This window comes from Ferrovibrio sp. GW821-FHT12E11 (assembly GCF_058806975.1).
Genome location: NZ_JBXAQG010000001.1, coordinates 3,771,639 through 3,790,561, shown reverse-complemented (window position 1 = coordinate 3,790,561; position 18,923 = coordinate 3,771,639). Strand labels below are relative to the sequence as shown.

Here is an 18,923-nt window from a genome sequence, read left to right as displayed (position 1 = left end):
TCGGCACATTGATGACGGCCCACTTCCTCCCGCATGCCAAATGAATTATATTCATTATGAACGACCCCACGACACCGCATGAGCAGGCGCGTATGGCGAAGCCGAAAAAACGACGAGCAAGTCGTCTGCCGCGCGAACGGCGTGAAGCCGATATTCTGGCTGCGGCCCGCATCGTGTTTCGCCTGCGCGGATATGAAAACGCCTCGATCTCCGAGATCGCCGAGCGTGCCGGTATCGTTGAAGGCTCGATCTACCGCTATTTCACCAACAAGCGCGAACTTCTGATCCGCGTCATCGAAGAGTGGTACAGCGGCATGATCGCCGAGGACGAAGAGCATCTTGCCGCCGTCCAGGGCACCCGGAACCGCCTGCGTCATGCGATCTGGCATCACCTGAAGGTGCTGCATGAAGAACCCGGCCTGAGCCGTCTGGTGTTTACCGAGTTCCGGCCCGATGCCGCCTATCGCCAGACCCAGATCTTCGCCCTGAACCGCCGCTACACCACGCGCGTACTGGATATCGCACGCGCCGGTATTGCCTCGGGGGAGTTCCGCAGCGATGTCTCTCCGGCGCTGGTGCGCGACCTGATCTTCGGCTGCATCGAGCATCACACCTGGGCCTTCCTGCGCGGTGAGCGTGAGTTCGATATCGAGAATATGGCAGACACCATCACGAGCCTCGTCTGCCAGGGACTGACCGCAGAGCTGTCCAACACCAGTCCAGTCGCAAAAAAACGGGCGCGTGCACGCTAACGGCTCCGCCGCTTCGCGATAAACGCATCCAGAAGTGCCATCGTCTGCGGCGTCGCCGCCAGTGTCGATACCTGTTCGGCTTCCATGGCAAGTTGCTGCTGCGCACTGGCTGACGGACTGGCAGCCAGAAGTGCCTTGAGCGCCGCCAGAGCGGCCGGCGACATGGCCGCCAGACCGCGCACAACGTTCTCCACCTCGGCCGGGAAGATGGCGTCCTCATATATCCGGGCAACAATGCCCAGCCCCACCGCCGTTTCGGCATCCAGCGCCGGATTCAAGGCCATGATTTCAAACGCGCGGCGCATGCCAACCGCACGTGGCAGGAAATAGGAGAGGCCGCCATCGGGCGACAGACCGGAAGCGCTGTAGGCGCTGGTGAACCGGGCCGAACGCGACGCCAGAATCATGTCGGTGCTGAGCGCCAGGCTGAAACCACCGCCGGCGGCGATTCCGCGCACCGCGGCAATCGTCGGCAGTGGGCCGTGATGCAGCTTCAGAATGCCGTCATGGAACAGCGTCGCCATCTTCAGGACATGTGCCTTCAGATCGGCACGATGGGCGATAAAGTCATCGATATCGCCGCCGACACTGAAGAAATTCCCCTGCGCTTCCAGCAGGACGACGCGTGCACCGCGATCATCCAGGCAGCGATCGACCGCATCGACAAAGGCCAGGCACCAGTCGAGGTCGATGGCATTGCGGCGGTCGGCGCCGGTCATGACAATGCGGGCGATACCATCGGCGATGCTGGTCTGCAGGCGATTGCTTGCGTGCATGCTCCCTCCCCGTTACAGCCGCAGCACGCCGTAGCCCGGCGTACCGAATGGCGCATTCATCGCCGCCGAAATGGCGATACCCAGGGCATTACGGGTATCCACCGGGTCCAGCAGGCCATCATCCCAAAGCTCCGAGGTGGAGTGATAGGCCGACAATTGCGCCTGATAGGCTGCCAGCGTCTGATCCCGCAGCGCCTGCATATCGGCCGACGTCTCGGTCAGGCCGTTGCGTTCCAGCTGCCGGAGTTTGACATCGACCAGCGTGTTCGCGGCCTGCTCGCCGCCCATCACGCCGATCTGATGATTCGGCCAGGCGAAGAGGAAGCGCGCATCGAAAGCGCGACCGCACATGCCGTAATTGCCGGCGCCGAAGGAGGCATGGCACATGACGGTGAACTTCGGCACATGGCTGCAGGCCTGCGCCATGATCATCTTGGCGCCATCCTTGGTGATGCCAGCAGCCTCGTAATCGCGCCCCACCATGTAGCCGGTGATATTCTGCAGGAACAGCAGAGGCGTGTTGTTCTGATTGCACAGTTCGATGAAATGCGCGCCTTTCAATGCGCTTTCATTGAACAGAACACCGTTATTGGCCAGAACGCCGATTTTGTAACCCCAGATATCGGCATAGCCGCAAATTAAGGTGGTACCATAGGCCGGCTGGTATTCGTGGAAGCGACTGCCATCGACCAGACGAGCAATCACCTCACGCATCTCGAAGCCTTTTTTTATCGAATCCGGAATGATGCCGTAGAGCTCGTCTGGATCGTAGAGCGGCGGTTCGATGGCTGCGGAAGGCAATAAGGTTTTCGCCTGGGGCTCCCATTGCGCGACAATCTCACGGCCGATGGCGATCGCTTCCAGTTCGGTGGCGGCCGGATAATCACAGGTGCCGGAAACCCTGGTATGGAGATCGGCGCCGCCGAGGTCATCGGCCGTGACAACGGCGCCCGTCGCCGCCTTCACCAGCGGCGGGCCGGCCAGGAAGACGGCGCCCGTGCCGCGAACGATGACATTGTAATCGCTGAGCGCCGGTATATAGGCACCCCCGGCCGTGCAGTGACCGAACACCAGAGCCAGTTGCTTGATCCCGGCCTTGCTGAGCAGCGATTGGTTGCGGAAGATGCGTCCGGCCATATGCTTGTCGGGGAAAACCTCCGACTGCATCTGCAGAAAGCCGCCGGCGGAATCGCAAAGGTGGATGACGGGCAGCCGGTTCTCGAGCGCGATTTCCAGGCAGCGTACGATCTTCTTGACTGTCAGCGGAAACCACGCGCCGCCCTTGATCGTCGGATCATCGGCATGGATCATCACTTCGCGTCCGGCAACGATGCCGATGCCGGTGATGCTGCTGGCGCCGGGAGATGCGCCGTCATAGGCCATATTGCCGGCCAGAGTCGACAATTCCAGAAACGGCGTGGCTGGATCCAGCAGGCGTTCCAGACGCTGCCGGGGCAACAGCTTACCCTGGCTTTCCAGGCGGTCGATGTCGCGCCGGGGTCGGTCGGTGCGTGCCGCCGCCTGCATCTTGCGCAGTTCCTCCGCCAGCGCACGGTTGGCGCTGTACCGGCGGCGGAATTCTTCGTCGCCGGTGCGGATCGATGAGCGGATGATCCCCATGGCTTACCCCTGCTCCCGTGCCGGTTCCGGTGCCGCAAATGTGACCAGGGCCGCGCCGCGATCAAAGCTGTCATTGCTGCCCACATGGACGGCGGCAATACGGCCGGCCCGCGGTGATGCAATCGTCATCTGCATTTTCATGCTTTCGATGGTCAGAAGCCGATCCCCCTCCTGCACGTCACTGCCGGCTTCGATATGCACAGCCACCACGGTGCCCGGCATCTCGGCCAGGATTTCGTTGGCCGCTGCGGCTCCCGCGCCGCGTTCGCCCGGCAGATCAGCGCGATGCAAGACATAGGTACGGCCGGCGATGCGGAGCCAGGTGTCGTTGCCCTGCACCAGCCGCCAGCCGCGCACGACTGTGCTGCCGATCTCCAGCGCGAAACTGCCGGCGGCAGCGTCCAGTTGGGTCAACACGACGTCTGCGCCATTGACCCGCAACACCAGCGCCGGATGCCGGGCCGCTATGGTGACCTGCAGGTCCTGAGTATCGGCAGTGAAAGATGTCAGCATGATGCCTCTCAGTTCCGCCAGTGACCGATAGCCGCATGCAGCGCCGGCACCGCGAACAGTGCCGGCTGCAGATCGGCCTGCACCAGGGTCGCGGCGGCAGCGGCGATGGCCATCTGGGCCGGATCGGGAGCCGGTTGACGCAGATCCTGCTCATGCTCCAGCAGGAAGCCCGTATGCAGCCGGCCTTCCAGGAAAACCGGATGCGCCAGCACGCGCGCCAGATAATCGGCATTGTTGGCCACGCCCAGAACCGCGATGTCTGCCATGGCGGCCTGAAGCCGCGTCGCCGCCATCAGGCGATTCTCGCCATGGGCAATGACCTTGGCCAGCATGGAATCGAAGGCCGGCGTGACCGACTGTCCTTCGCGGATGCCGCTGTCGAACCGCAAACCCGGGCCCGATGGCGCACGCAGCAGACCGATGCGGCCGATGGCGGGACGGAAATCCTTATCCGGCTCTTCAGCACACAACCGGCATTCGATCGCATGGCCGTGACGCTTCAATTCAGACTGCGCGAACGGCAGACCTTCACCCGCCGCGACCTTGAGCTGCAATTCGACCAGGTCGATGCCATAAACAAACTCCGTCACCGGATGCTCGACCTGCAGTCGGGTGTTCATCTCCAGGAAATAGAAATCGCCGTCGGACGCCAGGATGAACTCGACGGTCCCGGCATTCCGGTATTTCGCCGCGGCAGCCAGCTGCACGCCCGCTGCACAGATCCGTGCGCGCAGGTCATCGGACAGGTTCGGCGCCGGCGCCTCCTCGACGATCTTCTGATACCGGCGCTGCAACGAACATTCGCGTTCGCCAAAATGCAGGACATTGCCGGTGCCGTCGCCCAGAACCTGCACTTCTATATGGCGGGGCTTCTCGATCAGACGTTCGGCGTAGATTCGGGGATCGCCGAAATAGCGCTCGGCCTCACTGCGCGCCAGTAGGACCGCCTCTGCCAGTTCGGCGGCGTTACGAACAACCTTCATGCCCTTGCCGCCGCCACCGGCCGAGGCCTTGATCAGCAGCGGAAAGCCGAGGGCGCTGGCAGCGGCGGGCAGATTGCCGGTGCCGTCGATCTGGATACTCGGCGCGACCGGCACGCCCTGTGCGCGGGCAAAGTCCCGCGAGCGGATTTTATCGCCCATCAGCAGCATGGTTTCAGCATCGGGGCCGACAAAGGTGAAACCGGCCTTGGCGACCAGGGCAGCAAAGCCGGCATTCTCCGACAGGAAGCCATAGCCCGGGTGAATGGCATCGACAGCCTCGGCCCGGCAAACAGACAGGATCTGTTCCTGATCCAGATAGGCCGCCGTCGGGACCGCGCCGAACAGTTCAACGGCGGTATCCGCCATGGATACATGGGGCGCGTTGCGATCCTCGTGGTGATAAACTGCGACAGCCCGCAGGCCCAATCGCTGCACTGTCCGTATTACGCGACAGGCGATTTCGCCGCGGTTGGCCACCAGCACAGTCCGGAATGTCGTCACGCCAGGGCCTCCGGTATTAATGAACCAAGTTCATTATGCGATGCTGCGTTTGCGCGAACAGCCATGGGCATCTCAGGCGAGCCAGCGCCGGCGGCGGCGATAGTGTTTGACGGCGTGATAATCGACGCGATGCGCGCCACCCAGATAGGCCGCCTGCACATCCGGATTGGCTTTCAGCACATCCACCGCGCCATGCATCACCACCCGTCCGTTCTCGATCAGATAGGCCGTCTGCGCCACATCCAGGGCGGCGGCGGCATTCTGCTCGACCAGCAGAACTGCAACCTTCGTTTCCGTGTTGATGCGGCGGACGATGTCAAAAATTTCGTCGACCAGATACGGCGCGAGGCCCAGGCTGGGCTCGTCCAGCATGATCAGCTTCGGTTCGGTCATCAGAGCGCGGGCAATCGCCAGCATCTGTTGCTCGCCGCCGGAAAGATAGCCGGCCTTGGCCTTGGCGCGCTCCGCCAGTCGCGGAAACAGCGTGAACATCTGGTCGATCAGGGTGCGGACATGGGCGCGGTCACGGTGCATCGTGGTCGCGGCAATCAGATTCTCGGCTGGCGTCAGATGGCCGAAGACCCGTCGTCCTTCCAGGCAGTGGACGATGCCGCAGCGAACCCGCTCGGGTGGATCGAGGCGCAGGATATCCCGCCCCTCGAATGTCACCTCGCCGCGGGTCACCGAACCGCGCTCGGGCTTCAGCAAACCGCTGATAGTCTTCAGGACCGTACTCTTGCCAGCACCATTCGCACCGAGCAAGGCGACCAGACCGCCAGCGGGCACGGCAATGGAAATGCCCTTCACCGCCAGGAAGACTTGGTCGTAGACGACCTCGATGTTGTTCAGCTCGAGAAGCGGCATGGCAGCGTGACTGTTCTCCGGCAGCAGAAAGACCGGCCCGGCACCACCGAAGCAGCGCCGGACCGAGGGGTTACTTGCCCGTCTTGGCAAACTCGGACGAGTATTTCTTCACTTCTGTCCAAACGACATCCTGGTTGGCAGAGAACCAGTCGGTCACCGGCACAAACTTGGCGCCATCCCAACGGGAGATCCGGCCCTTGCCGCCACCCTGGTGATCCGCCGTGGAGATCGTGGTCGCCGGGATCATGCCGTCGGCCGTGAAGTCCTTGATGCCATGCAGGCCGGCATTCAGCCATTCACCCGTGATCGGCCCGTTCGGATTCTTCTCGAAGGCCTTGCGCACGCCTTCGACAATCAGGGCCGTGATCATGACACCATAGCTGTAATAAACCGTGCCGACCTTGTTCTCGGGTCCCGATCCCTTACCGGCGGCAATCACGGTCCTCTGGATTTCCTGGATCGGCTTGGCCTCACGACCCAGCACGCAGGGATCGACCTTGAGCACGCCCTTGGCCTGGTCGCGGCCGACCACATCCATGTCGGATTCCGAGACCCAGACGCTGGACGACAGGCGGTCCATGCGGATGCCGTTGCGGATGGCTTCGGTCAGCGCCACGGTCTGGCCGACGCCAGCACCCCAGAAGATGACCCAGTCCGGCCGCGCCCGGCGAACCTGCGGCCAGATCGCCGACTGGTCATTGCCCGGCGGCGTGTAGGGGAAAGTCTGCAACTCGTAGCCGAGCTTGTCGCGCAGCGCTTCGAGAATCGGCAGCGGTTCTTTGCCAAACGGCGTGTCGATATGCACGAAGCAGATCTTCTTGCCCTTCAAATCGCCGTCTGTCTGCCGGAAATAGTCGATCAGCAGGCCCATCTGCGTCCAGTAATTGGGCGACAGCGGGAAGATATACGGAAAGACCGAGCCATCGGCGGCATCGGAACGGCCGGAGAAGGCCGTAATCATGTTGACCTTGTCCTGCAGAACGCGGGTGACAAGCGCGCGCGCAACCGGCGTCGAGAGCGGATCGACCAGCACCGTGCCTTGCCCCTTGGCGCGTTCATAGGACTCGATGGCGCGCGGCAGATCATTGCCATGATCGGTGACTTCGGCCGCGATCTTGTAGCCGTTGATGCCACCGCGCTCGTTGATCAGCGTAATATAGTCGCGCTGGCCCTGGCTGTATTCCGCGGTCACAAAGGTATAAACGCGGGTGAAATCCTGGGTCATCAGGAAGCGGATGGTCTTGTCCTGGCCGAAGGCGATCTTCACCGGCAGGTTGGCCAAAATGGCGGCGGCGGAAGCGCCGGCAATCAGGTTGCGACGATCGATCTGCATAGTTTCTCTCCCATCTTCTGGTTATACGCGGTTGATTGGCTCACCGTTGGGCATGGCGGAATGGCCACACCAGAAAGTAATTCCGGGCATTGTTGTAGATCTTGGCCAGGCCAAGCGGTTCCCAGAGCAGGAAGGCGATGATCAGGCCGCCATAAAGCATCATGGGCACATGCGAACGCAGATCGGTGCTGATCGACAGGTCCATCGTCGTTGCCAGCAGGCCGATAACGTTGTTCAAGACAATCGGCGCAAACAGGATCAGGGCGGCCCCGAAGAACGAGCCCAGCACGCTACCCATGCCGCCGACGATGACCATGGCCACCAGCTGGATCGAAAGCTCGATGTGAAACTGGTCCGGCGAAATGCTGCGCAGATAGCAGACGGCCAGGACCGATCCAACGACACCGCCGATGAAGGAACTGACCCAGAAGGCCAGCAGCTTGAAGCGGAAGGTGTCGACACCGATCACTTCGGCCGCATAATCCTTCTCGCGCACCGCCGCCAGCGCCCGGCCGAAGCTGGTGCGCCGCACATTCAGCATGAACAGCGTGACAAGAATGCAGACGGCCAGCGCCATATAATAGGTCGCGGTATCGCCGACGATGGGAATGCCAAAGAACCGCACGGCGGGCACGGTGATCGTGGCCTGTCCGCCACCGCTGATCGCCGGCACATGGGAGATGACGAAATCGACGATGTACTGCATGGCCAGCGTCGCCATCGCCAGATACAGACCCTTCACCCGCAGGGCCGCTGCGCCGAACACAATGCCGACGGCGGCACTGATCAGCCCGCCGGCCAGCATGGCCAGCTCCAGCGGCGCGCCGGCCCGCACCAGATGCACCGACCCATAGGCGCCCATCCCGATCACAGCGCCATAGCCCAGATGGACCTGCCCCGCCGTGCCCATCAGCAGGTTGAGGCCCAATGCCGCAGTGGCCCAGATGATCCAGGGCAGCATGTAACCGACCAGGTAAAGCCGATCCAGCAGATAAGGCGCGGCCAGCGCCAGCAGCAGGACCAGCAGCATCAATCGCCGGTCCAGCGGCAATGGCCAGATCTGCCGCTCATCGCGGTAGCGGGTAAAACGGATACCGGCGCGGCGATAGAACATCAGATCCTCTCGATATGCTCACGGCCGAACAGGCCGTGCGGCTTGAGAAGCAGGGTCAGCAGGATGATGGCGGAGGCGACAATGTCCCGGGTGCCGCCACCGACGATCGGATCGAGCACGCCGGTCGCGATGCTTTCCGCAACACCGACAATCACGCCGGCGATCAGCACGCCCGGAATGGAATCGAGACCGCCCAGGATGGCGATGGCCAGCGCCTTGATCAGCAGCAGCGACAGGGACCAGTCGACGCCCTGTGTTGCCCCCCAGATCACGCCCGCAACCGTGGCGCTGGCCGCAGCCAATCCCCAGGAAATCGCAATCGCGCGTTCCACGCGGATTCCGACTGCCCAGGATGCCGTCTGGTCATCGGACACCGCCCGCATGACCACGCCAAGCCGCGAGTTGAACAGGAACAGCGACAGCAGGATCATGACGAAGGCGACGCCGCCCCCGATCATCGTCGCGCGATTGAGGAGTAGTTCACCAAAGAAAATCGGCGCATTGGGAATGCCGATATCGAGCCGCTTGACCGCAGATCCGGCCAGGCCGGGCAGCAGGCCGCGCAGCATGATCTCGATGCCAAGCGTCAGCATGATGGCCATGATGACCGGCTGGCCGATCATGCGCCGCAGCGCCAGCCGCTCGGTCGCCATACCGAAGCCGAACATGATGATGAGAGCGACGGGAATCGCCAGCCAGATCGGCAGTCCGAGCGGGCCGGAAATGGCCCAGGTAGCGTAGCCGCCAGCCATCGCCAGCGCACCCTGCGCCAGATTGGCCAGCCCCGATGTCTTGTAGATCAGTACAATCCCGAGCGCGACGAGGGCGTACATCAGGCCAACGAAGATACCGTTGATACCGAGTTCCGAAAGCAGCAGAACATCCATCAGACCGGCACCTCCCGAACCGCCAGTACGCGACTGAGCTTGCCGCGCGTCCCATCCTCGTAGGTAATCTCGGCGTCGAAGGCGACCTCACCGGTTCCGGTATAGAGCGCCCGGATCAGGGTGTCGTAACGGCTTTCGATGACGGTACGCCGCAGCTTGCGGGTCCGGGTAATTTCGCCGTCATCCGCGTCGAAATCCTTGTGCAGATTGACGAAGCGCCGCACACGCAGCCCTTCGGGCTGCATCGCGTTCAGCCGCCGGATGACATCGGCGACGAGATTGTAAACATCATCATGCTGTGACAGGTCGGCATAGGATGAATAGGCGATCGCGCGCCGTTGTGCCCAGTGCCCTGTCGCTTCCATATCGATACAGACGATGGCCGTCAGGTCGGCACGCCCGCTGCCGACAACGGCGACATTGCGCACATAGGGGCTGAACTTGATGCGGTTCTCGATGTAATTGGGAATGTAACGTTCGCCGGCAGCGGTGCGCACCACCTCGCTGACACGGCCCAGCACCACCAGATGGCCGTCGTCATCCAGGTATCCGGCATCACCGGTATGCAGCCAGCCACCCTCCAGCGCCTTTGCGGTGGCTTCGGCATCATCGAAATACCCCTGGATAACCGAGGCCGAGCGGATCAGGATTTCGCCGCTGTCATCGATCCGGATATCGACATTGGGCATCGGGCGCCCGACGCTGTTGAGCTTGACCTGCCCTTCGCTTTGCGCCGCCGACAGGGCCGATGTTTCGGTCTGGCCGTAGAACTGCTTCAGCTTAATGCCCAGGGCGCGGAAGAACAGGAAGGTATCCTCCCCCATCGCCTCGCCGCCGGTGAAGGCCCGTTCGGCACGCGACAGCCCCAGCAGATCCTTGATCGGACCATAGACCAAGGCCTCGCCGAACAGGTGCAGCACACGCTCGCCCAGGCTGGGATCCTGGCCGGCGAGCCGGCGGCGCTCCAGCTCGATAGCGCGCGGCATGAAGAAATCGAACAGCCGGCGCTTCAGCGGCGTCGAATCCGCCATGCCAACCTGGATGCGGGTCAGCATGTTGTCCCAGGCCCGTGGCGCCGCGAGATAGAAGGTCGGTGCGATGGCGCGCAGATCCTGCAATACGGTTTCCTGGCGCTCGGGGATATTGATGGTGGCAACCAGCAGCAGGCCGGCGCCGAGCGTGAACACAAAATCGCCAACCCAGGCGGTCGGCAGATAGGCGAACAGCTCTTCATGCTGGCGGAAATAATCGCCCAGCTCGGCATTGCGAATGCCGCCCACAACATTGCTGTGCCGCAACGGAATGCCTTTGGGCAGGCCCGTGGTACCGGAAGAATACAGCAGCACGGCGATATCATCCGGCCTGCTGCGTGCCAGCAGATCAGCCGCCAGTCCGCTCTCGGCTTTCAGGCGCTCCCGACCCTGGGCTTCCACTTCGGCCAGCGACAGCACGCCTTCCGGCCGGTCTTGCCCCAGACCGCGCGGATCGTCGAACAGGATGACGCGCGGCCGGCCGGACCGTTCGCGTAGTCCCAGAAGCTTGTCGACCTGCTCCTGATCCTCAGCTACCGCGAGGGCCGGATCGCCGAAGCGGGTGTAAGTTTCCAACTCATCGACCGGCACATCCGGGAAGATCGGCGCGGGAAAGGCCCGCAGCACATTGGCGGCCAGCATGGAATAATAAAGATTGGCGCGGTTGTCGCCGACCACGATAACTGCATGGCCCGGTGCCACCCCCAGCATCTCGAACCCGGCGGCGAGCGCCAGAACACGGTCGCGCACCGCGCTCCAGGTCTCTTCCTGCCAGATCCCGAAATCGCGCTCGCGAAAAGCAATGCGATTGCCATGTTCGAGTGCATTGCGGGCCAGCGCGGCGACCAGCGTCTCGGGCACAGCCGGATTTGCCGTGGTCATCGTGTTTCCTCGATGACACGCGCCGCAGCCCGTTTGCCCAGATAAGCCGCGATCACTTTCGGGTCGGCGATGGCGGCCTTCGGCTCGCCCTGCGCGATGATCTCGCCATAGCTTAGCACCACGATGCGGTCGCAGATGGCCGTGACCACATCCATGTGATGTTCGATCAGCAGGATGCTGACATTGCGCTCATCGCGGGCATCCAGGATGAACCGGGCGATATACTCCTTCTCTTCCTGGTTCATGCCGGCCATCGGCTCGTCGAGAATCAGGAAGCGCGGTTCCGCTACCAGGGCGCGCGCCAATTCGACACGCTTCTGCAGACCCATCGGGATGACCTCGACCGGTTCGTCGCGGATATCCTGCAGCTGCATGAAATCGATCACATCCTCCGCAACCCGGCGGTGCGCGATTTCGTTGCGGGCGGCCCAGACCCAGTAAAACAGCGTGGACAACGCGCTGGGCTGCATATGCACATGCCGGCCGAGCAGAATATTGTCGAGCACGCTCATGCCCCGGAACAACGCCAGATTCTGGAAGGTGCGCGCCACGCCCTGATGCGCGATCCGATTCGGCTTGCGGCCAGTGATGTCCTCGCCGAACAGATGGATAGTGCCGGCATTGGGCGGATAGAAACCGGTAATGACATTGACCATCGTGGTCTTGCCCGAACCGTTCGGTCCGACCAGGCCGAATATCTCACCCTTATCGACGTGAAGATCGATGCCCTTCAGGGCCTTGAGGCCGCCGAACGAACGCTCGATCCCACGGCAGTCCAGTATCCGATCCGGATCAGGTTGCTGCACAGGTCACACAGAATCGCATAGCCACACGGGCATCGCGCCGGGCGAGATCACGCTTGTTTCCTCCACGTTTTATTCGGCTTCTGCGAGCCTTTGTGTCACAAGCTGGTTCTTATTGAATGCGGTTCATTAAGAGGAGTCAATCACCATTTCAGTGTCGGGTTTGTTTTAGAATTGCAAAGCCTGACCGTGCTGCAGCGCACTGTCTCAGCTTGTCGAAAATCAAACGCACAAAGAATAAGGAGCGATGAGCAGTCAGTCGCTCATTGGGCCTGCAAGGATGATCGCTTGAGGAAACAGATATCTACCAGCCAATGCTCATCGGCCTGGCGTTACCACAGCTGCCACTGTTTCTCTGTGGACTGCGCATTCGGTGATCCGCCATTTCCAGCACAGCGGCTGAACCAGTCTCGCCGACATGGAAAATCGACAGGATGGCCGCAGCTGTTGCGGACAGTCTCCCGCACTGCCCCGACCTTCTCCGGCACGGCATATTTTCTGGAATCCGGGGAGCCGATCATCTGACCGTTCATTGGCAACTCCCGGTTGCCCGGACAGAGTGCAGCCGAACCGGTTGAACGGGTTTGGGGGACCGTGGCAGGCCGGGCAGCCAGCAGAAGCGCGAATGCCCGCCGAACGAAAATGGCCGACCAATGGTTAAGCCATTGATCGGCCATTAGAATTAATGGGGCGAGGAACGGGACTTGAACCCGCGACCCCCAGAGCCACAATCCTGCGTGATCGCAGCAATTTCAATGACGGTTTGCAAAAAGCCGTCCGCAGGATTACGCCGCTGCATGATGTCTGTCCTGCGATTTGCAATCCTCGGCGCGCTGTCGATTCTCACCATTGCCGCCCTGCCCGTTCGCGCCGAACCGCCGCGCCCTGAACCGATTCCGGGCGAATACCGCCTGGCCGGCACGGTGCTGCAGGTGGAAGACGGCGACACGCTGACTATCCGCGGCGCGCGCCATGGCAAGCGGCATCGCATCCGCCTCTCCGATATCGACGCGCCCGAGACGCGCCACAAGGATCGCGCCGGCCAGCCATTCGGCCAGGCCGCTGGCGCTGCCCTGCGCAGCCTCGCACTCGGCCGGCAGGCCGCGGCCGAGTGCTTCGAGGCCGACAGCTATGGCCGCCATGTCTGCCTGGTTTATATCGACGGCCGCCAGGTGAACGCCGCCCTGCTCGATGCCGGCCTCGCCTGGCCGGCCGAACGCGGCGCATGGCAGCGCGATCCGCAAACCCCGGCGCGCGCCGCCGCCGCCCAGGCCGCCGGCCGCGGCCTCTGGGCCAGCCAAGACAGAATCAGCCCCTGGGCCTGGCGCCGTGTCTGCTGGCAGCAGCAGGTCTGCCCCAACGGGGAGTAGCGCCGGCGCCGCCCGGCCCCATCATCTTGGGGTTAGCTAAGTGAATATTTTCCTGTAGAAACGGGCGAATGTTCTGCTTTATGTCTCACGGCATGCCATACCGTGTCGACACCATCCAGTCCTGCCGCGCCGCCCGCCGCCTCGCCCGCCTGCAGATCGATCTCTATGCCGTCTGCGACACGTGCAGCGGCCACTGGATGGTCAACAAGGCCGAGGCCGTGCGCGAACTGGGCGAGGCCGCCACCATCCTGTCGCTGATCGGCCGCGCCCGCTGCCAGTTCTGCGACTCCGGCCACTGCGGCGATGTGATGCTGGATATCGGCAAGGATGTATCCGACCCGAGCCAGCGGCCGGCGACATGGACCTTCGGCAGTTTCGAAAAGGCCGATGGCGACAGCGTGTTCGGCACGGTACGGCCGCACCGCCGTGGCAAGCCGCGGCCCGAGCGCAAGCCCTGGGAATGGGACGAAGGCTGATGTGCAACGCCGTCGCCATCTTCACCGACCTGCGCGTGATGGCCAGCCGCTTCGGCGCCCAGCGCAGCAGCGGCATGCCCGAGCGTTATCCGCCGCGATCGCTGATCAAGCCGAAGGACACCCTGCCGGTGATTGCGCTCGGCCGCGATGAATCGCCCGAGGCCCGGGCTGGCCGCGCGGCGCCGGGCCGCCTGGTGCGCAAACTGGTGCCGATGCGCTGGTGGCTGGTGCCGCCGTTCGAACCGGTGCCGGAAACCAAGCTGACCACCTTCAATGCCCGCGCCGAGAAACTGTCGCGCGGCCCGGTCTTCGGCCCCAGCTTCCACATGCAGAAGGGCAAGGGCGGCCGCTGCCTGGTGCCGTTCGACCAGTTCTATGAATGGAGCGGCCCGCGCCGGCCGAACACCATCCGCGTGCGCAGCAACCGCATGCCGGCCTTTGCCGGCCTGTGGGCGCACTGGCAGCCGCCGGCGGGATCGCCGCATGCGCCGCTGCTCAGCTGCACCATCATCACCGTGCCGGCGAACGAGACCGTGGCCCCGTTCAACGACCGCATGCCGGCGATCCTGGACGAAGACGCCTGGCCGATCTGGCTGGCCGAGACCGCCACCGGCGACCGCGAACTGGTCGACCTGCTGCAGCCCTATCCCGATGACCGCATGACGGCCACCGAGGGCGCGCCGTTCTAGGCCGAGTCAGCCCAGCCAGCGGTCCAGCAAAAGAAATAGCGTGATCAGGTCAATACGGAATACGAATTTGAAATGGCGCATGTCGGCGCTCCACTGCATGCGGCGCCCAACAGAGCGCGGCCGTGATTTAAGGATCAATGTGGAGATCGTCGGACATCTGTACGGCGGCGGAGTGCCTTTGGCATGCGGCCGTACGAGCGTTTCGATCTGCAGGGCGGCCTATTCTGGCGCCGGGCAATCAGGACAATAACCGATTCCGGAACGGCCGGCACCAACAAAAAAAAAGCCCCGCCCTGCACCGGCGCGAGGCCGGGCAGGACGGGGCTAGTCGTTACAGGGAGGAGCCGGCCGAAGCCGGTCGTGGCACCCCTTGCGGGGATCTCAGGCCGGCGCGAGTTCCACGCCGGACGTTTCGGCCGCGGCGGGCGCAAGCGGCGAGGCCGTCTCGGGCAGATCGGCAATATGCTCGGCATCGCCATCGATGGCGCGCAGCATCACACCGGTGTTGATCGCGCCGAAGTGTTCCTTCGTGCCGTCCGGCCGGCGGCCGATGACGCTTTCGGCGCTGACGTTGCAATACTCTTCGCCGGCATGCAGGGCGGTGATCTTTGCCGGAATCAGAACGGTGTCGCCGACCTTCAGCGGTCGGCCCTTGGCATCATGCATGGTAATCATCCTGGTTTGAGTAGCCGCCGCGCCGGCCGATGCTCCACTGTCGCGGGCTTTGGATTCTGGTCAGCTACGTCGACGCAGGCGCCGTCCGGCGATGTAGTCATCAACCGCAGGCGTATCGTCTCCGTCCTCGCTGTCAGTGAAAGCGTGCGCTCCACGCGCATCCCAGCCTGCGCCGGCGTTGCTCTCCGGGGGCGCCCATACCTTTTTCTTTGTGGCCGCATCAAGCGGTACGATGCGCTTCAGCGGCATGGTCATTTCACCTTGCCAGCCATTTTCTCTGCAGTACGCAGGCCGCCGAGACCCAGCATGGCAAACACCAGTTCCTGCAGCCCGGCGATCTCGCTGACCGGATAGGCAACGACGCCATCGGCCAGCAGGCACAGCTTGATCCAGATCACCGAGGCCAGCGCGAATTGCGGCCAGTAGAACAGCGCCAGCGACAGCGCGCAGACCCAGCCCACGGCCGGGCGCCAGCCCGCCACGAACCAGTTGCTGCTGGCCGCCTCGATCTTGTTCAGCTCGACCTGCAGTTCCGCCGGATGCTGCCGCAGCTTCTCCAGCACGGCCTGCGCCTGCGCCTTCTCGTCGTCGCTGGTGAACAGCTTGTCGAACACGTTGCCGATCGCCTCGATCGGCGCGGCAACACCCTTGCCGGCCTCGGCCGCGCCGCCGCCCAGCAGACTCATCAGCCAGCCCATGCCCCTACCCCCTCAGTTCGAAATGCGGCAGATCCACAAAGCGTTCGTCCGCGTCGCCGTCATGGCGCGCCTTGCCGTCGCCATCCCAGTCGCCGCCCCAGCGCAAGGCCACGCCCAGCCGTTCGGCATGGCCCCAGATATGGTCGCGCAGCGAGCGGAACACCGCATACAGCCGCGCATCGATCTCGGCCGCGCTCGCGCCGGCGGCCTTCTGATCGGCCAGCCAGCCCCAGGCATTGCGGCCATCGATCACCGGCAGGATGTCGACGGCGCGCGACGGCAGCCGGTTATGCTCGCCCTGCGGCCATTTCAGTTTCGACAGGCCCTTGGCAAAGGCCTCGTTCTGCTCGGCCTCGTTGCGATGGCCGCAGGCGATGCCGAAATCATGCGGCGCATCGGCGATGGCGGCGCGCATCACGCGCTGCAGGTCGGTATGGCAGCTGTTCAGCCGCGCGATGCTGGTGGCGCCGAAGTTAAACATGGCCGTTGCCCTTGGTGGATTTCTTGCGGATGGCCAGCAGGATCAGGGCCTCGATGCCCTTCGGCCCGAACCAGGCGGTCATACCCACGATGGCCAGCTGCATCTTCGGGCCGGTCTCGACAAACTCGGCGGCGCCGGCGCCGACGAAGATGCAGAACACCGCCGTCAGTGCTTCGAAGACCAGGTGCCAGGACCAGAATTCGCGGCGGCCGTCCTGCACCATGTGCCAGTGCCACAGCATCCGGGCGGCGCCGGCCGGCACGAACAGCAGGATGAAGGTGCTGCCGGCATCGATCAGCGAGGCGATCACCTTTTCCATTACAGCGCGCCCCTGCCGCCCGGCGTGACAGACGGCGCGGCAGACGGCGCCGGCTTCATCCGCTCGGCCCAGCCGTCGCCGCCGGTCTCAATGCAGCTCCAGCCCTGCAGCGTGGTGCGGATCAGGCTCCAGCTGCCGGATGTGGGATTGACCAGCAGTTCGGCGATCGCAGTCTCGCCGACCACGCCGGCCGCCCAGGGCTGTTCGCCGAAGCGGTCCTCCAGCATCTGCACGATCTCGGCCCGCGGGCCGCAGAGCCGCCGCGCCGTCGTCGGCTGCGCCAGGGCCGGCGCCGCCAGGTCCATCAGGCAAAGCCCGCAAAGACCAAGAATCGCCGCTGCCGCGGCCAAGGCTGTCCGCTTCATGTCGCCCCCCCCTGCATGGAATTGTCCGGTTGGTATTCGTTGCCGCGCCGTCAGCTCCGGCCGGTCGACTTCGGATGCTCGGCCTTGATCGCATCGAAATCCGCAATCATATGATCCAACTTGGTGCGGTCGCCTCCGGCCGCATCGACCAGCGCTTCCAACTGCGCGGACGGCGGCCATTGCCGGAGATAGGCTTCGCGCCGCGCGCGCTTCCAGGACTTGCCTAAAGATTCACCCATGGTTTACTCCTAGAAAAGCGGCACGCAGCCGACCGCCTGCTTGAAACGGATTTCCTTGCCGTTCGCCGTCTCGATGCTGTAGCGCAAGGTCGATCCAGACTTGGCCGACATATCGGCATCAAGTCGCCACAATTCGAAGGCGCTGCCATAGGCGCCGATCTTGGTCCAGGTGCCGATAACCCAGTCCGGACTGCCGCCATCGGCGATACTGATCTTGCCCACCACATCAGTGCCGAAGGTGACGGCGTCCACCGGGTCGAACAGGAAATACCCCATCACATCGAGTGGATCTGGCGCCGGCAGCGTGGCCGGGGAAGCGCGCAGGGTCATGTCACCGGATACACCAGCTTCGAAGAATTGCACTTCAGCGAACGCACCCTCGCCGCCGGCCGAGGTATACGCCACCCAGTGATAACGGTAGGCCGTTGTCGTGGTGATGCCGCTGTTGACAGTGATGACTTCGTTGGGGCTGGCATTCGCCGCCGCCGTGGAATTCAGCAGCGTGCCGTCGGTGGGCGAGGACGGGGCTGTGGCCTTGCCGTAAAGATTGACCGTGAAGGCCCCGCCGGAATTGCCAGAGATCGTGGCATTGTTCGGCCCGTAGACTTTGTATTCGACGATGGTGCGGGTGACGCCGCTGCCCCAGTCCTTGCCGACATATCCAGAGGTGGCGGACTTGCGCGCCGAGGCCGCAGCGGCCTGGCTTGTGACGCCGTCGAAGGCCGCAGCATTGCCGCCGCCACCGCCCGACGCCATATCCCCGATCACACTACCGGTGCCGGCAGCAACCATCACCGGCGTATCGGGATTGCTATACCAGTCGTTGATGCTGTCATAGGTGGCGTTGGTCTTGGTTGCCAGGGAATCCGAGGTAAAGGGATCAGCCAGGTAAAAGGCGCCCACAGGCCCGGCGACGCCGGTGGCATCGGCCAGCGCCATCGCCGAGGCCGCCATATCACGGGCCACCTGGTCGGCCACAGCAGCCCAGCCATCGGTGCGGAGATACTTGCCGGCGTCCGCCACGGCGGGCGCAGGCGCCAAGCCGGCCGTGCCGGGCTGCGGCGGACTGTCAGTCAGGGTCGGCCCGGTGAATTCCGGCGCCGAGCCGCCAACGCGAAGATCATCGATCTCGGCATTGGTGATCTCGGAGATACCGGGAGTCAGACGCAGCCGCGCCACCGCGGTCTTGCCGGCCGGTATCACCGGATCCGCAGGGCTGGGCGCTTCCGTCCCGAAGACCAGTCCCAACGTACCGGTGGCGCTGTCGATATAGACGATGTCCCGGCGGGGATTGCTGACCGGTGCGACGATGGGTCCGCTTGCCTGCTGGGCCACCTCCAGCGGCACAAGGCCGGCGCGCGTCAACGCGCCGGCATCCACAACCACCATCATGTTCGGCGCAGCCGGACTTCCAAGCGTGTTCTGGTGACAGGCAAAGGCGCCACCGATGCGGTCATGCACATGGGTGATGCCGTCGATCGCCGTCTTATAGGCCGCCCCCACCTGTGCGGTATGGTCGGGCTGCACCTTGGTGGAAACGCTCATGCTGGAC

Annotated in this window: 22 protein-coding genes; 4 read left to right on the top strand and 18 right to left on the bottom strand. The window is 63.6% G+C overall.

All coding sequences use genetic code 11. The annotated features are described in order from the left end of the window. The first annotated feature begins 92 nt into the window (after positions 1–92). The gene (locus tag AC1ROT_RS18845; RefSeq protein WP_492971008.1) at positions 93–752 is read left to right on the top strand and encodes a TetR/AcrR family transcriptional regulator; all 660 of its coding nucleotides are present in this window, start codon (positions 93–95) and stop codon (positions 750–752) included. On the opposite strand, the gene AC1ROT_RS18840 is transcribed toward AC1ROT_RS18845, so the two are convergent. The 10 genes from AC1ROT_RS18840 to AC1ROT_RS18795 all read right to left on the bottom strand — a co-directional run bounded on the left by AC1ROT_RS18840 (position 749) and on the right by AC1ROT_RS18795 (position 12,062). After that, positions 749–1,528, bottom strand: a complete 780-nt coding sequence (locus tag AC1ROT_RS18840) for an enoyl-CoA hydratase/isomerase family protein (protein WP_493000858.1) — start codon at positions 1,526–1,528, stop codon at positions 749–751. The two genes, AC1ROT_RS18845 and AC1ROT_RS18840, sit on opposite strands and share 4 nt — an antisense overlap. A gap of 12 nt (positions 1,529–1,540) precedes the next feature. Beyond that, the gene (locus AC1ROT_RS18835) at positions 1,541–3,148 is read right to left on the bottom strand and encodes an acyl-CoA carboxylase subunit beta (RefSeq protein ID WP_493000856.1); all 1,608 of its coding nucleotides are present in this window, start codon (positions 3,146–3,148) and stop codon (positions 1,541–1,543) included. Between the two features lie 3 nt (positions 3,149–3,151). After that, positions 3,152–3,661, bottom strand: a complete 510-nt coding sequence (locus AC1ROT_RS18830) for an acyl-CoA carboxylase biotin carboxyl carrier protein subunit (protein ID WP_493000854.1) — start codon at positions 3,659–3,661, stop codon at positions 3,152–3,154. Between the two features lie 8 nt (positions 3,662–3,669). Continuing rightward, on the bottom strand, positions 3,670–5,145 hold the full coding sequence (locus AC1ROT_RS18825) for an acetyl-CoA carboxylase biotin carboxylase subunit (protein WP_493000853.1): 1,476 nt from the start codon (positions 5,143–5,145) through the stop codon (positions 3,670–3,672). A 72-nt stretch (positions 5,146–5,217) separates the two neighbouring features. Next, positions 5,218–6,009, bottom strand: a complete 792-nt coding sequence (locus AC1ROT_RS18820) for an ABC transporter ATP-binding protein (RefSeq protein ID WP_492971013.1) — start codon at positions 6,007–6,009, stop codon at positions 5,218–5,220. Between the two features lie 70 nt (positions 6,010–6,079). After that, entirely contained in the window at positions 6,080–7,342 is a 1,263-nt protein-coding gene (locus AC1ROT_RS18815) for an ABC transporter substrate-binding protein (protein ID WP_492971014.1), read from the bottom strand. A gap of 40 nt (positions 7,343–7,382) precedes the next feature. Then, positions 7,383–8,456, bottom strand: a complete 1,074-nt coding sequence (locus AC1ROT_RS18810) for a branched-chain amino acid ABC transporter permease (protein ID WP_492971015.1) — start codon at positions 8,454–8,456, stop codon at positions 7,383–7,385. Further along, positions 8,456–9,343: a branched-chain amino acid ABC transporter permease gene (locus tag AC1ROT_RS18805; protein WP_492971016.1), complete on the bottom strand. Its 888-nt coding sequence runs from the start codon at positions 9,341–9,343 to the stop codon at positions 8,456–8,458. The genes AC1ROT_RS18810 and AC1ROT_RS18805 overlap by 1 nt, the downstream gene beginning before the upstream one ends. After that, positions 9,343–11,256: an AMP-dependent synthetase/ligase gene (locus tag AC1ROT_RS18800; RefSeq protein ID WP_493000851.1), complete on the bottom strand. Its 1,914-nt coding sequence runs from the start codon at positions 11,254–11,256 to the stop codon at positions 9,343–9,345. The genes AC1ROT_RS18805 and AC1ROT_RS18800 overlap by 1 nt, the downstream gene beginning before the upstream one ends. Next, positions 11,253–12,062: an ABC transporter ATP-binding protein gene (locus tag AC1ROT_RS18795; protein WP_492971018.1), complete on the bottom strand. Its 810-nt coding sequence runs from the start codon at positions 12,060–12,062 to the stop codon at positions 11,253–11,255. Before AC1ROT_RS18795 ends, AC1ROT_RS18800 begins: the two co-directional genes overlap by 4 nt. Positions 12,063–12,856: 794 nt before the next feature. Here AC1ROT_RS18795 and AC1ROT_RS18790 point away from each other — a divergent pair. From AC1ROT_RS18790 to AC1ROT_RS18780, 3 genes are all read left to right on the top strand, one after another. Continuing rightward, positions 12,857–13,429, top strand: coding sequence for a thermonuclease family protein (locus AC1ROT_RS18790; RefSeq protein ID WP_493000850.1), 573 nt, complete (start codon positions 12,857–12,859; stop codon positions 13,427–13,429). 92 nt (positions 13,430–13,521) lie between these two features. Further along, positions 13,522–13,905: a hypothetical protein gene (locus AC1ROT_RS18785; protein WP_493000849.1), complete on the top strand. Its 384-nt coding sequence runs from the start codon at positions 13,522–13,524 to the stop codon at positions 13,903–13,905. Beyond that, the gene (locus tag AC1ROT_RS18780; RefSeq protein WP_493000848.1) at positions 13,905–14,594 is read left to right on the top strand and encodes an SOS response-associated peptidase; all 690 of its coding nucleotides are present in this window, start codon (positions 13,905–13,907) and stop codon (positions 14,592–14,594) included. The genes AC1ROT_RS18785 and AC1ROT_RS18780 overlap by 1 nt, the downstream gene beginning before the upstream one ends. A 381-nt stretch (positions 14,595–14,975) precedes the next feature. On the opposite strand, the gene AC1ROT_RS18775 is transcribed toward AC1ROT_RS18780, so the two are convergent. From AC1ROT_RS18775 to AC1ROT_RS18740, 8 genes are all read right to left on the bottom strand, one after another. Then, positions 14,976–15,260, bottom strand: a complete 285-nt coding sequence (locus tag AC1ROT_RS18775) for a hypothetical protein (protein ID WP_493000847.1) — start codon at positions 15,258–15,260, stop codon at positions 14,976–14,978. A gap of 69 nt (positions 15,261–15,329) precedes the next feature. Continuing rightward, entirely contained in the window at positions 15,330–15,524 is a 195-nt protein-coding gene (locus tag AC1ROT_RS18770; protein ID WP_493000845.1) for a hypothetical protein, read from the bottom strand. After that, entirely contained in the window at positions 15,521–15,967 is a 447-nt protein-coding gene (locus AC1ROT_RS18765; protein WP_493000843.1) for a 3TM-type holin, read from the bottom strand. The genes AC1ROT_RS18770 and AC1ROT_RS18765 overlap by 4 nt, the downstream gene beginning before the upstream one ends. Positions 15,968–15,971: 4 nt before the next feature. Beyond that, on the bottom strand, positions 15,972–16,448 hold the full coding sequence (locus AC1ROT_RS18760; RefSeq protein ID WP_493000841.1) for a M15 family metallopeptidase domain-containing protein: 477 nt from the start codon (positions 16,446–16,448) through the stop codon (positions 15,972–15,974). Beyond that, entirely contained in the window at positions 16,441–16,767 is a 327-nt protein-coding gene (locus tag AC1ROT_RS18755; protein WP_492971026.1) for a phage holin family protein, read from the bottom strand. Before AC1ROT_RS18755 ends, AC1ROT_RS18760 begins: the two co-directional genes overlap by 8 nt. After that, positions 16,767–17,132: a hypothetical protein gene (locus AC1ROT_RS18750; protein WP_493000839.1), complete on the bottom strand. Its 366-nt coding sequence runs from the start codon at positions 17,130–17,132 to the stop codon at positions 16,767–16,769. The genes AC1ROT_RS18755 and AC1ROT_RS18750 overlap by 1 nt, the downstream gene beginning before the upstream one ends. 50 nt (positions 17,133–17,182) lie before the next feature. Continuing rightward, positions 17,183–17,371: a hypothetical protein gene (locus tag AC1ROT_RS18745; RefSeq protein WP_493000838.1), complete on the bottom strand. Its 189-nt coding sequence runs from the start codon at positions 17,369–17,371 to the stop codon at positions 17,183–17,185. 9 nt (positions 17,372–17,380) lie between these two features. Next, positions 17,381–18,916, bottom strand: coding sequence for a hypothetical protein (locus AC1ROT_RS18740; RefSeq protein WP_493000836.1), 1,536 nt, complete (start codon positions 18,914–18,916; stop codon positions 17,381–17,383). Positions 18,917–18,923 lie beyond the last annotated feature (7 nt).